The 13,345-nt window shown below is 65.2% G+C and carries 12 protein-coding genes; 5 read left to right on the top strand and 7 right to left on the bottom strand.

Annotated elements, in window-relative coordinates:
* A complete protein-coding gene (locus tag ACP7BY_RS05015; RefSeq protein WP_033964298.1) occupies positions 1-465 on the bottom strand; it encodes a cupin domain-containing protein in 465 nt (154 codons plus the stop codon).
* An 11-nt stretch (positions 466-476) separates the two neighbouring features.
* On the opposite strand from ACP7BY_RS05015, the gene dapE reads away from it, so the two are divergent.
* Both dapE and ACP7BY_RS05005 read left to right on the top strand, forming a co-directional pair.
* Positions 477-1,610, top strand: coding sequence for a succinyl-diaminopimelate desuccinylase (dapE, locus tag ACP7BY_RS05010; protein WP_033964297.1), 1,134 nt, complete (start codon positions 477-479; stop codon positions 1,608-1,610).
* 110 nt (positions 1,611-1,720) lie between these two features.
* Positions 1,721-2,866, top strand: a complete 1,146-nt coding sequence (locus tag ACP7BY_RS05005; protein WP_033964295.1) for an SET domain-containing protein — start codon at positions 1,721-1,723, stop codon at positions 2,864-2,866.
* On the opposite strand, the gene ACP7BY_RS05000 is transcribed toward ACP7BY_RS05005, so the two are convergent.
* A complete protein-coding gene (locus ACP7BY_RS05000; RefSeq protein ID WP_033964294.1) occupies positions 2,863-5,769 on the bottom strand; it encodes a PAS domain-containing protein in 2,907 nt (968 codons plus the stop codon). The genes ACP7BY_RS05005 and ACP7BY_RS05000 overlap by 4 nt on opposite strands.
* Positions 5,770-5,989: 220 nt before the next feature.
* Here ACP7BY_RS05000 and ACP7BY_RS04995 point away from each other — a divergent pair, with 220 nt between their 5' ends.
* A complete protein-coding gene (locus ACP7BY_RS04995; protein WP_033964293.1) occupies positions 5,990-7,156 on the top strand; it encodes an indoleamine 2,3-dioxygenase in 1,167 nt (388 codons plus the stop codon).
* 20 nt (positions 7,157-7,176) lie between these two features.
* Here ACP7BY_RS04995 and ACP7BY_RS04990 read toward each other — a convergent pair whose 3' ends face one another.
* From ACP7BY_RS04990 to ACP7BY_RS04970, 5 genes are all read right to left on the bottom strand, one after another.
* A complete protein-coding gene (locus ACP7BY_RS04990; RefSeq protein WP_033964291.1) occupies positions 7,177-8,409 on the bottom strand; it encodes a threonine synthase in 1,233 nt (410 codons plus the stop codon).
* Entirely contained in the window at positions 8,399-9,178 is a 780-nt protein-coding gene (locus ACP7BY_RS04985; RefSeq protein ID WP_052192255.1) for a cobaltochelatase CobT-related protein, read from the bottom strand. The genes ACP7BY_RS04990 and ACP7BY_RS04985 overlap by 11 nt, the downstream gene beginning before the upstream one ends.
* 182 nt (positions 9,179-9,360) lie before the next feature.
* Positions 9,361-9,915 (bottom strand): nucleotide exchange factor GrpE, encoded by a 555-nt coding sequence (grpE, locus tag ACP7BY_RS04980; protein ID WP_033964290.1) that lies wholly within the window; start codon positions 9,913-9,915, stop codon positions 9,361-9,363.
* Between the two features lie 17 nt (positions 9,916-9,932).
* On the bottom strand, positions 9,933-10,976 hold the full coding sequence (gene hrcA / locus ACP7BY_RS04975) for a heat-inducible transcriptional repressor HrcA (RefSeq protein ID WP_033964289.1): 1,044 nt from the start codon (positions 10,974-10,976) through the stop codon (positions 9,933-9,935).
* 81 nt (positions 10,977-11,057) lie between these two features.
* On the bottom strand, positions 11,058-11,807 hold the full coding sequence (locus ACP7BY_RS04970) for an energy transducer TonB (RefSeq protein WP_033964288.1): 750 nt from the start codon (positions 11,805-11,807) through the stop codon (positions 11,058-11,060).
* Positions 11,808-11,903: 96 nt separating this feature from the next.
* Between ACP7BY_RS04970 and rph the strand changes: the two genes are divergently transcribed.
* Both rph and rdgB read left to right on the top strand, forming a co-directional pair.
* Positions 11,904-12,620, top strand: a complete 717-nt coding sequence (gene rph / locus ACP7BY_RS04965; protein WP_033964287.1) for a ribonuclease PH — start codon at positions 11,904-11,906, stop codon at positions 12,618-12,620.
* On the top strand, positions 12,617-13,249 hold the full coding sequence (gene rdgB, locus ACP7BY_RS04960; protein ID WP_033964286.1) for an RdgB/HAM1 family non-canonical purine NTP pyrophosphatase: 633 nt from the start codon (positions 12,617-12,619) through the stop codon (positions 13,247-13,249). The genes rph and rdgB overlap by 4 nt, the downstream gene beginning before the upstream one ends.
* Positions 13,250-13,345 lie beyond the last annotated feature (96 nt).

Here is a 13,345-nt window from a genome sequence, read left to right as displayed (position 1 = left end):
TCACGGCACGCGCGTCGTCGGGTAGGGCGTGCCGTCCTTATGCTCATAGCCCTGGGCGGTGAAGCGCAGGTCGATATCGGGATACTCGCCGCCGAGCAGCCGCTCACCCACCCCGATCGCGACGAACACGCAATCGTGCTCGGTTCGGTTCTGCAAATGATGCCCGTCGTGCACCCCGGCCGGGAAAGTCGCGATGTCGCCGGCGCGCAGTAGCGTCTCGCCGCCATCCTCGATCAGCACCGCCTCGCCCGACAGCATCACCACCATCTCGTCCTCGTCATCATGCCAGTGGCGCTGCGATGACCAGGCACCGGGTTTGAGTGTAACATGACTCGCCCCGAAGCTTTTCAATCCCGCCACCGGCGCGAGCCGACGATACCAGCGCTCCGCCACCGGCGCATCAAACGGTGGCGGATAGCCGGTCGCATTGGTTTGCGGGATTGTGTCGAGATCGAGCTTGGGCAATGTCGCCTCCCATGAACGATAGTCTTTTGCCCGATCCGCTCGACCTCGCCAAGGCGCTGCTCGCTTGCGAAAGCATTACGCCCGCCCACGGCGCGGTGTTCGATGTGCTGGAGGCAGCGTTGCTGCCGCTCGGTTTCACGGTTGACCGCTCCATCGTTGGTTCCGCGCCCGACGGACCGGTCGAAAACCTGCTGGCGACGCGCGGCGGGCGTGGCACGCACCTGGCCTTTGCCGGGCATCTCGACGTCGTGCCGCCGGGCGAAGGGTGGACCAGCGGCGCGTTCGCTCCTGAAGTGCGCGGCGGGCTGCTGCACGGGCGCGGCGCGGTCGACATGAAGGGGGCGATCGCAGCCTTCGTCGCAGCAATCCCGGTCGAGCCCGGCATTCCGCTCAGTCTCATCATCACCGGCGATGAGGAAGGGCCCGCCATTTTCGGCACGCGCGCACTGATCGAACGAATGGCGGAAAACGGCGTCCGGCCCGATTTGTGCTTGGTCGGCGAGCCGACCTCGACCGCGCGGCTGGGCGATACCCTTAAGATCGGGCGACGCGGATCAGTCAACATCTGGATCGGGGTGCCGGGCAAGCAAGGCCATGTCGCCTATCCGCACCTGGCCGACAATCCGATCCCGCGCCTGGTCGCGATGCTCGCGGAAATCGACGCGATCGTGCTCGATGCCGGTAACGCGTGGTTTCAGCCTTCCAACATCGAGGTGACCGACATCACCGTCGGCAACCCCGCCACCAACGTCATCCCGGCGCGGGCCGAGGCGCGGCTCAGCATCCGCTTCAACGACGAACAGCGCGGCGTCGATCTCGCCGACCGGATCGAGGCGATCGTCAAGCGCCACGATCCCGCCGCCACGATGGTTGCACGCATTTCGGGCGAAGCGTTCCTCACCGCGCCCGGCCCCTTCTCAGACCTGATCGGCGATGCGATCGCGGCGCATACCGGTGCCCGCCCCGAACTTTCCACCACCGGCGGCACCTCCGACGCGCGCTTCCTGTCGGCGCTGTGCCCGACGGTGGAATTCGGCCTGCTCAACGCGACGATGCACAAACTCGATGAAGCGGTAGCACTCGACGATCTGCTCGCGCTGAGCCGAATCTACCGCGACATAATCGTGCGCGTCGCCGCGCTCTAAGCGATTCAAACGACTCAAAATTCCCCGCGACTCGTGGTGAGTCCTCGGTTTGTGTGGACGCGAGTCCGCAGAATGGGTAAGCTCGGGCTTAACCATAACGGCACGCGGGCATGGCGATCGACCCCTGGTTCCCAATTGCAATCGTCTGCAGCCTGGCAGGATACGGATCGTATCTCGCCGGGCTGCGACGGCAATTGGTACAACCCAATCGCGCCTCCTGGCTGATCTGGACGGCAGCGACGGCGGTCGAGGCCGCCACCTATGCGGCAGTCAACCCAGCGGCGCTGCAAGGCTGGGTGTTCGCGCTCTCCACGCTCGCGTGTCTGGTGGTGACGATCGGGATCTGGCGGCGTTCGGTGTGGAGCGCGCCGTCGCGCGGCGAAGTGGCCTGCACCGCCGCGTGCCTCGCCGCGCTGCTAGTGTGGATCGTGTCGCGCAATGCCTTTTGGGCGCACATGTTGGTGGTCGCCGCCGTCCCCGTCAGCTTCTGGCCGACCTGGCAAAGCGTGATGGAAGACCGCACGCGCGAACGCTCACCCGCATGGGGACTGTGGACGATCGGCGATCTGGCGACCTTGCTGGTGGCGACGCGCAATGGCGACCAACATGCCGGGGAATATGTCTATATCCTGGTCGAACTGCTCTGCCACGCCAGCGTGTGGTTCATGGTCGGGCTGGCGACGATCAACCCGCTGCGCTCGCTCGGTTTCCGCGACGGGCGCTTCTACGTGCTGGACGCTTATGCCCCCACCGCCAATCTGTTCGCGGTCGGCGAGACGCATCTGGGCAAGGCGGTCTATGCCGCGCAAGGCTTTGCCGAAGGCGACGAGATCATCCGCTTCACCGGTCGCCGCTTCCGCGCAGATCGCGTGCCGAGCCTGATGCGCGGATCGAGCGACCGCTTCGTCCAGGTAACCCCCGAACATTATATGGGTCCCTCTGGCCGTATCGACGATCTCATCAACCATAGCTGTTCGCCCAATGCCGGGCTGCGCTTTGGCGGCACCAGCGTCGTGCTGGTCGCGACCCGCAACATCGCGCCCGGCGAAGAAATCGCCTGGGATTATTCGACCACGCTCGCCGAATCGAACTGGCACATGATCTGCCAGTGCCGCAGCCCGGAATGCCGCCGCGTGATCGGCAATTTCTCCACACTGTCGCCCGAGCGGCAGGAATGGTTCCGCGCGCGCAACCTCGTCGCGCCCTATTTGCGGCGCAAGGATGAAATCGCTCTGCCGCGCGAGCGCGCCGCCTAAGCCCCCGCCAACATCGCGCGAATCCGCGCGGCGAGCGTGTCCATCGCGAACGGCTTGGCGATCAACGCCATGCCCGGTTCGAGCGGACCATCCCCGACCACCGCATTTTCGGCAAAGCCCGTGATGAACAGCACCGGCAGGTCTGGGCGGTGCGCGCGGGCGGCATCGGCGACCTGTCGCCCATTCATGCCGCCGGGCAAGCCGACATCGGTGATGAGCAAATCGATTCGTCCCTGCGATTTCAGCACCTTAAGTGCCTGCTCGCCGGTTTCGGTCTCGATCGCCGAATAACCGAGTTCTCCGAGCAACTCCATGACGAGCATCCGCACGGTCGGCTCGTCATCGACCACCAGCACCGTTTCGCCCGCACCGACCGGGATCGCGGTCCCGGCCCCGGCGGCGATCAAGTCCGCCGCCTCGCCGATATGGCGCGGCAGCAGAAGCGTCATAGTCGTGCCCTGGTCGCGCACGGAATCGATCTGCACATGCCCGCCCGATTGTCGCACAAAGCCATAGATCATCGACAGGCCAAGTCCCGTTCCCTGCCCCATCGGCTTGGTCGTAAAGAACGGATCGAACGCCCGCGCGATCACTTCAGGGCTCATGCCCGTGCCGGTGTCGGCGACGCTGAGCGCGAGATAGGGGCCTGGCGGCACGTCACGCTCGCCCGCCGCTTTCTCGTCTAGCACGACATTGTGCGTGGCGATCGTCACCATGCCGCCATCGGGCATGGCATCGCGCGCGTTGATGCACAGGTTGAGCAAGGCGTTCTCAAGCTGGTTGGCGTCGGCCAGGATCGGCCAGCTATCGGCGGGCGTCACCACGTCGAGCACGATGCTGGGGCCCAGCGTCCCGCGCACCAGATCTTCCATCCCCGCAATCAGCTTCGCCACATCGGTCGGTCGGGGGTCGAGCGGTTGACGGCGCGAGAAGGCGAGCAACCGATGCGTCAGTGCAGCCGCGCGCGCGGCTCCCGATTGCGCCGCGCCGATATAGCGCGGCAGATCGTCGATCCGCCCCTGGTTCAGGCGAAGCTGCATCAGCTCCAGCGCGCCCGAGATGCCGGTCAGCAGATTGTTGAAATCGTGCGCGAGGCCGCCGGTCAATTGTCCGACCGCCTCCATCTTCTGGGATTGCCGCAGCCGCTCCTCCAATTCGCGCTGGCGGCTGACGTCGACGCCGACACCGACGACCTTGCCCGGCTTGCCGTCCGGGTCGCGCAGCACGTGGTTGCGCGCCATTATCCAGCGCACACTGCCGTCGGGCAGTTGCAGACGATATTCATTGGCACCGTCGCCGCCAGTCGCACGGACATGCGCGATTGTGGCCTGCATCTTGGGCAGGTCCTGCGGGTGGATGCGCGCCATCACGTCCGCCAGCGTAACGCCCCGCGCCACATGCTCCGGGCTGAAACCGTATAGCGCGGCAAACTCGCTATCGCTCTCGAAACGGTCGTTCGCCAGATCGTAGGTCCACACCCCCACCCCGTCCATCGCCTGCAGCACCATCCGCGTGCGCGTTTCGGCCGCCAGCAACTCTTGATGCTGTCGCCGCTCCTCGGTAATGTCGCGGGCGCTGGTGTAGAGTCGGTCCCCGAACAGCGTGGTTTGCCACGCAAAGGTGCGGTAGTCGCCCGCCCTGGTCCGCAAGCGCTTCTCCAGCCGGTGGGTCGTTTCGGCGGCGGCGATGCGTGCGATCTCGGCGGCACTGCCACCAGTGTCTTCGGGATGGCGCAACCATTGCGAATCGCGGCCCAGGATATGTTCGGCGGACCACCCCAGCGCGCGTTCCCAGGCAGGGTTGATCGACAGCCACCGACCATCGCGCGTGGCAATCCCCAGCAAATCCTCGCTCACCTCCCACAGCCGGTCGCGCTCGGCGGTCCGCGCTGCGACTTCGCCAGCCAGGTCCGCGTTCAACGCCCGCAGCCGCTCGACCGCCCGCACGCGCGCGACTGCGTCCCAACTCAATTCCGCAACTTCCTCAATCAGTGCGATTTCGTTGCCGGTCCAGTTTCGCGGCTCCGCATGGCTAAGATAGAAGCCGCCTTGCCATTCGCCGCCACGAAGCAAGGGTACCGTGACCCCGGCTCGGCTGCCGACCAGGCCCAGCGCCTCCGCAGGCGGTGCATCACGGTCATCCGGCATGCCGAACGCGATCGTCTCGCCTGTCCGCATGGCAGCGTCCCAGCGCGCCCCGAAAACAGCCGCAGGGATCGGCCGCGTAAGCGGCGACAATGCTCCACCAACCCAACTCGGCCCATATTCGACGACGTGATCCGGGGTCACATCGAAGAAGCCCGCCCGGTCAACGCCCAGATATTGGCCGACCGCTTCCGCCGTCAGGTGCATAACCTCGGCGGAATCGCGCTGAACCCGCTGCTGTTCGACAAGGTGCAAAACGAAATCCCGCTCGGATTTCGCCGCGATTAGCGCGCGTTCGTTCAGCACTTGCGCGGTGACCTCAAGCCCCTGGTTAAGGATGCCGTGGGCCACCCCGTCCTCGTCCAGAATAGGTGAACTGTTATAGCTCCAGAAGGTCTCGGTCAGCGCACCTCCGCGCACCATCATCAGACGTTGGGCGACATGCGAGATCCCCTCACCGGCCGCCAACGTCTCGCGGAACTGGGCACCAAGCACCGGCCAGATGTCGGGGCGCGCCTCCGCCGCCGGTCGGCCCAGCGCCGAGGGGTGGTTGTCCGCGAGCACGGTCCACGCATCGTTGTAGAGCAGCAGGAATTCGGAGCCCCAGTAGATCGCAGTCGGGAAGCTGGAACGCAAACAGAGCCCAACGCTAAGCTTCAAGGCGGCGGGCCAATCCTGCGGGGGCCCGAGCGGATGCGACGCCCAATCGAAATCGCGCAGCAGCGCCCCGACCGCGCCGCCGCCGTCGAGAAAACGCACGCCCTCTCTGCTTGTCGCTGGGTCGGCTTTCTGATCCTGGGGTGCCATAACTTTGGTCTCGAACGCTGGCTTAAGCCGGACGGTGCGACGACTGGCGCCAGCCCAACCGTGCGGACCAGCATCGACCCTGTCAACATACTACCGTTTTAGCGCAACTGGCGCGAGACGCGGGCTTACGATAAGAAGTTTCATTCGAAACCACATTGAGGCCAGACTCGCGATGCCGCTCCATGACCTTGCTCATTATGGCCTGTCTGCCGAACGCGGATTCCTGTCGCCCCATGAAATCGACGAGATCGCATTGCCCGGGGACTTTGGCCCGATCGAGGAGGCGGCCGCCAAGCTGTCCGGACTGGTGACCACCGGCCGGGTTCGCCACTGGCTCGATGCCTTGCCCACCCCCGATATCGCTGCCTTCCTCGCCACGGCCGCCGATGCGGAAATCGGGCGTGCGATGGTGCGCTATTCCTTTCTCGTTCAGGCTTATGTGTGGGGGGAGCCGACGCCGCTCGACCGGCTGCCCGCCAATCTCGCCGTGCCGTTTGTCGCGCTGGCGGACCGGATCGGCTTCCCGCCGGTGATGAACTATGCGGGTTATGTGCTCGACAATTGGTATCGGCTCGACAAGAGCGGCCCGATCGCCCTCGAAAATCTGGTAATGGATCAGCATTTCGCGGGTGGTCAGGACGAAAACTGGTTCGTGCTGGTCCATGTCGCGATCGAGGCCGAGGCAGGCCGCGCACTCGAACTGGCGGTGAAGCTGGTCCAGGCCAGCGATACCGGCGATGCCGTCGCGGTCGAGGCGCTGCTGCTGGACATGCACGCGGTATGGGATGCGATCAACGCGATCTTCGATCGCATGGTCGAGAAGTGCGACCCCTATATCTACTTCAATCGGGTGCGCCCCTATATAAACGGCTGGAAGAACAATCCGGCGATGCCCGGCGGGCTGATCTATGACGGGGTCGCCCGTTTCGACGGCAAGCCGCAGGCACTACGCGGACAAACCGGATCGCAAAGCTCGATCGTGCCAACGATGGATGCGCTCTTTCAAGTCGTCCATTCCGGCGACGAGCTACGCGATTTTCTGCTCGAGCTGCATCAATACCGCCCGCGTACGCACCGCGCCTTTATCGAGGATATGCAGGCGGCAAGCGGCCTGCGCGCCTTCGCCGTGACACAGTCGCCGACGCTGAAAGCGGCGTTCAACGCTTGTGTCGAGCAAGTCGCGCGCTTCCGTAGCCGTCACCTCGAATATGCCGCCGCTTATATCAACAAGCAGGCGAGCAATGCTGCGGGCAACGATCCCGATGTCGGCACTGGCGGCACGCCCTTCATGAAATATCTGAAGAAGCACCGCGACGAGAATCGCGCGCAGGTGATCTGATCGGGCGGGCGCGCAATCGCCTAGAGCGCGCCCAGGTCGATCTCTCCGAAACGGTCGAGCGCAGCGTCTGCGGCGGGCATCGGATATTTCAGGCCCGTGGCGCAATTGAACAGCACGACGCGCTCATCCTCATCCACTTCGCCCGTGCGCAGCGCCTCGCGATAGGCGGCGAGCGTCGCGCCGCCTTCCGGGCACAGCAACAGGCCATCTTTCCTGGCGCAATCGTCGACCGCCTTCAGGATCGCGGGATCGCCGACGCCGAGCGCTTTGCCGCCGCTTTCGCGCACCGCGCGCAGGATCAGGAAATCGCCGACCGCCTTGGGCACGCGGATCCCTGCAGCGACGGTAGCGGCGTCCTCCCAGCGTTCGGCATGCTCCTCGCCCGCCTCGAACGCGCGGACGATCGGCGCGCAGCCGCTCGCCTGCACGGCATACATGCGCGGGCGTTCGGACCCGATCCAGCCGAGCTGTTCGAGCTCATCGAACGCCTTCCACATGCCGATCAAGCCCGTGCCGCCGCCGGTCGGGTAGAAGATCGCATCGGGCAATTTCCAGCCGAACTGCGCGGCCAGTTCCAGCCCCATCGTCTTCTTGCCCTCGATCCGGTAGGGCTCCTTCAGCGTCGAGAAATCGAACCAGCGGCCTTCCGCCGCGCCTTTGCCGACGATCGCCCCGCAATCGTCGATCAGGCCGTTGACGCGGTAGACGCGCGCGCCCTGCGCCGCGATTTCGCGCACGTTGATCTCGGGCGTATCGTCGGGACAGAGCACGATCGTCTCGATCCCGCAGCGCGTGGCATAGGCCGCCAGCGCCGCCCCGGCATTGCCGTTGGTCGGCATCGCGATGCGGGTGACGCCCAGCTCCTTGGCCATCGCCACCGCCATCACCAGCCCGCGCGCCTTGAACGATCCGGTCGGCAGCCGCCCCTCGTCCTTCACCAGCACATTGGGGCTGCCCGACGAGCGCGGGATCGCAATCAGCGGGGTCTCGATCTCGCCCAGGCTGACGATATCGCGCGTATGCCGCACCGGCAGCAATTCGCGCCAGCGCCACAAATCGGTCGGCCGCGCCGCAATCATCGCCTTGGGGATCGCCGCCTTCACCGCGGCCAGATCATAGCGCACCAGCAACGGCCGCCCAACGCGCGACAGGCCATGAAGCTGGTCCGCCTCATAACGCTCCCCGGTCATCGAACATTCGAGATGCGTGACGAACGTCGCGCGCTCGGCGGTGAGGTTGGGGTTAATGGGCATGGCTCTCGCCTTTCAATTTGGAAATCAGCGCGTTGAAAGCGACCGGCAAGTCCTCGAGACGTTTTGCCGTTTCGGATAGCGCATAATAGCGATCGACGGCGAATCCGACTCCGAGCGCTGCGATATGAATCTCGTGCCCCTGCTCGATAGCGCGGATGGTCGCGCGGAGATGACGCTCGAGATAAGATGGGCCATTATGCAGCAAGGTGATGTCATCGACCGGAGCCCCATCGGACACGACAATAAGTGCTTTGTGAGCCTCGTGACGTTGGCACAACATCCCGGCGGCCCAGACGATCGCTTCGCCGTCGATGTTTTCGCGCAAGAGGTCAGGATACAGCATGGCGGCCCAGTCGTCATCGTCAAACGGACGATCGAAATCCTTGTAGATCACATGCAACAGCGCACAGAGGCGACCGGGACGTTTGGGCTGCCCGTTCCAAAGCCAATCCTGTCGCGCTTTTCCGCCGTGCCAGCCGACCGTCGAAAAGCCAAAAACGGCGATGCGGGCCCCAGCCGCAGTCCACGCCTGGCTGACCCCTCTGACAGTCGCGGCTGTATGGGCAATCGGATCATCGCGCATGGACCCCGATTGATCGACCAAGAGGCAGATTGCCCAATCATCCAGCGGCGGCGGCATCGCAACCCGATCGGTCATCACTGCTTCGATGCCCCGCGCGACGGTTACCTTGCGCTGCCAGATCGTGCCATCGCACAAGGACCAACCCTTTGCCTTAAGAAACGCGTCATTGGCCAACGTGTCGGGCACGTCTCGTCCTCGCAGGACTAGATCATGTTGTGTGGTGTACACTGTGTAGGGTTGATCCCGCTTGTCGGGCACCTCGACCGGTTTTGGTTTGCGTCTGCGGGGAAACGCCCAGGCGACATATCCTATCAGCGCTGCTGCAAAGGCGCAGCTCAGGATGTCGCCTAGAGCGTTCTCCGTAAACGTCACCCCGCCTTCGCCACGCCCACCAACGCCGGCCGCAACAGGCGGTCCTTGATCATATAGCCCGACTGCATTTCCTGCACGACCGTGCCGACCGGCTGGTCGCTCGGCACTTCGAACATCGCCTGGTGGAAATTGGGGTCGAGCTTCTCGCCGATCGTGGTCATCTTCTTGATGCCGTGGCGCTGGAACACCGCTTCCAGTTCGCGACCGGTCGCATCCAGACCCGCGATCAGACCCTTCAGCTTCTCATCCTCGCGCAACTCGGCGGGGATCGCGTCCAGGCCGCGCGCGAGATTGTCGGCGACCGACAGCAAATCGCGCGCGAAAGCAGTCGCGGCATAAGCGCGCGCGTCGGCGGATTCCTTCTCGGCACGACGACGGACATTTTGCGCCTCGGCATGGGCATACAAGACCTGCGACTTGGCATCGGCAAGTTCGGCTTCCAGCTTGGCGACACGCTCTTTCGCGTAATCGTGTTCGGCCACTTCCGGCGCGTCGGTCGCGGTTTCGGCGCGCAGTTCGCTGGTCAAGTTGATCTTTTCGTCTTCGATCATGTCGTCACACTATCCAATTAGCCCATGAGCCGCGCGAGTGTCGCGGCGGTATAATCCACCATGGGCACGACGCGCGCATAGTTCAACCGTGTCGGCCCAATCACACCAACAACGCCGATCACGCGACCATCAAGACCACGGAAGGGTTTGGTGATGACAGATGAACCGGAAAGCGAGAATAATTTGTTCTCCGCACCAATGAAGATGCGCGTCGCATCGCCCGCGCTGGCATTGTCGAGCAGACGCGCGATTTCCTGCTTGCCCTCCAGGTCGTCGAGCAATTCGCGGACACGTTCCAGATCGGCGGCGGCGGCATCGTCGATCAGCCGTGCCTGCCCGCGGACGATCAGCACCGGGCGGCGATCGGCATCCTCGCTCCAGATCGCGAGGCCGCGTTCGACCAGCGTCCGCGCCGCGCCGTCCAGCGCGGCGCGCTCGTCGGCCATCTCCCGCTCGATCCGCGCGCGGGCCTCGGACAAGGTCAGGCCGCCGAGCATAGCGCTCATATAATTGCCAGCCTCGACCAATGCCGATGGTGGCAGGCCGAGGGGGATATCGATCACGCGATTTTCGACCGAGCCGTCCTCGCCGACCAGCACGGCCAACGCCTTGTCGGCGGAGAGGGTGACGAAGGTCATTTGCCGCAACACCAGTTCGCGCTTGGTCACCATCACCATACCGGCGCAGGCTGACAGGCCCGACAGCGCCGCCGTCGTCGCCGCGATCGCCTGTTCGACCGGCCCGGCCTGTTCAATCTGGCGCTCGATCGCGGCACGTTCCTCGGGCGAGGGTTCGAGCGCCTGCATCATGCCATCAACGAACAACCGGAGGCCGTTATCGGTCGGCATCCGCCCGGCACTGGTATGCGGCGCGGCGAGCAGGCCAAGTTCTTCGAGATCCTGCATCACATTGCGGATCGAGGCGGGCGACAAGTTGAGCCCGGACATTTGCGCAATCGTGCGCGAACCGATCGGCGCGCCGGTCGCAAGGTAGCTGTCCACCACCACGCGAAACACGTCGCGGGCGCGGTCGTTGAGTTCGGTGATCGGTGCGGTGGTCATGGTCGGCAATATGGGGCTAACGCGCCGCCCACTCAACCAGCACCCTCAATCGTCTGTCCCTGGGGCTCTGGGGACAGACGCTCAATCGTCGCCGCGATCGCGCTCGACGGTCCACACCTGTTCGCCCGTCACCGTATCGGGAATTGCCCGGCCGGCCGCGTTGCGGGTCGGGCGATAGCGCAGTTTGTCGATGATCAACTGGCAGGTCGCCGCATCGAGCGCGGCATTCCCGCTCGACCGCGTGACCCGGCACGCCGTCACGCGCCCCTTAACACCGACGTCGAATTCGAGCCCGACCTTGCCCGCCACGCCCGCGTCGTACAGCGCGCGCGGCAAATCGCGGTATTTCAGTTCGCCGTGAATCAGTTGCAGCGGGATTTCCCCGCCCCCGCCGCCGTCGCCATCGCCGCCGTCTCCGCTGCCGGTGCCATTGCCCTGCCCGCCACTGCCGGTGCCGGGGCCGCGGACTGGGGCTGCGCCAGCCGAAGGGTCACTGCCGATTCCAGCGATCGGCGCAACGGCAATGGGGGGCGGCTGCGGCGGGCGGATCACCAGCGGCGGCGCAACGACTTCGTTCGCCTTGGCGGTAAGATTGGGGGGTGCGGCCGCGCCCGCCTTGCGCTTCTGCGCCTCATGCGGTGCAGGGACGACGTCGGGCTTGGGCGGCGGCGCGGGCGGCGTGACGACGAAGGCCTTCAAGTCCTCCACCACCTTCGTCCGGAAATCGACCGACAGCCCGCTGATTAGCCCATAGCCGATCGCCAGCACCAGCAGCGCCGCACCGCCTGCACCTTTCAGGCGATCCTGGGTCGAAGGGTGATAGTGCGTCATCGTGACGGCGTGGCTCCGTGAAGTGCCCCCTCAGATAGGGGTGACACTGCCTCAACGCACGGGTACGGCGAGCCGACCATTTTCAGGAGAATATCGATGCGCCCCAGCGGCCGTACCCCCGACCAGATGCGCGCGATCACCATCACGCCCAACTTCACGCGCCATGCCGAGGGATCGGTACTGATCGGCTTCGGCGACACCAAGGTGCTGGTCACCGCCTCGATCGAGGAAAAGGTGCCGCCGTTCCTGCGCGGCAAGGGCGAAGGCTGGGTCACCGCCGAGTACGGCATGCTCCCGCGTGCCACGCACACCCGGGGCAGCCGCGAAGCCGCCAAGGGCAAGCAATCCGGCCGCACCCAGGAAATCCAGCGCCTGATCGGCCGTAGCTTGCGCGCTGTCACCGATCTGAAACTGCTCGGCGAGCGCCAGATCGTGCTCGATTGCGACGTGATCCAGGCCGATGGCGGCACCCGCACCGCCTCGATCTCGGGCGCATGGGTCGCGCTACGCCTCGCCATTGATGGCTTGCTGGCGAGCGGCAAGCTCACCGCCGACCCGCTGACCCAGAAGGTCGCGGCCATCTCTTGCGGCATCTACAAGGGCACGCCCGTGCTCGACCTCGATTATGACGAGGATTCGAACGCCGACGCCGACGCCAATTTCGTTCTGCTCGAAAACGGCAACATCGCCGAAGTGCAGGCGACCGCCGAAGGCGCGACCTATGATGAGGAAGCGCTGCTGCGCTTGCTCCGCCTCGCGCGCATGGGCTGCACCGACATCTTCGCCGCGCAAGCCAAGGCCGTCGCAAAATGACCGAGGCCGTGCCGCCGCAAGCGATCCGCAAGCTCGCCCCCGGCAAGCTCGTCATCGCCAGCCACAATGCCGGCAAGGTGCGCGAGATCAACGCGCTCCTCGCCCCTTATGGCATTGAAGCGATCTCGGCGGCCGAACTCGATTTACCCGAGCCCGAGGAGACCGGCACCACCTTCGTCGCCAATGCCGAATTGAAGGCGTTGCAGGCGGCGGATCTGTCGGGCCTCCCCGCGCTGGCCGACGATAGCGGCCTGTGCGTCGATGCGCTGGGCGGCGATCCCGGCGTCTACACCGCCAATTGGGCGGAAACGCCCAATGGCCGCGACTGGACCTTGGCCATGACCAAGGTCGAACAAGCCCTCGCCGCCAAGGGGCCCGATGCCAGCCGCGACGCGCATTTCGTCTGCGTCCTCGCGCTCGCCTGGCCCGACGGCCATGTCCAATGGTTCGAAGGCCGCGCCGACGGCACGCTCACCTGGCCGCCGCGCGGTCAAGTCGGCTTCGGCTATGATCCGGTGTTCGTGCCGCTCGGCAGCGATGTCACCTATGCCGAAATGGACTCGGCCCAGAAACACGCGATCAGCCACCGTGCGGCGGCTTTTGCGCAGCTGATTGCGGCGGTGCTGTAAACCCCAACCCGTCACCCCGGCCTTGGGCCGGGGACCACCGTGCAGGGCGCGCAACGCTAAAAATCGCGCGACATCCGCGCGGCTGGGTGGACCCCG

This window comes from Sphingomonas sp. PSPC2-2 (assembly GCF_049897725.1).
Lineage (GTDB): Bacteria > Pseudomonadota > Alphaproteobacteria > Sphingomonadales > Sphingomonadaceae > Sphingomonas.
The sequence above is the reverse complement of the archived record's forward strand: the minus strand, read 5'-3'. Positions and strand labels throughout refer to the sequence as shown.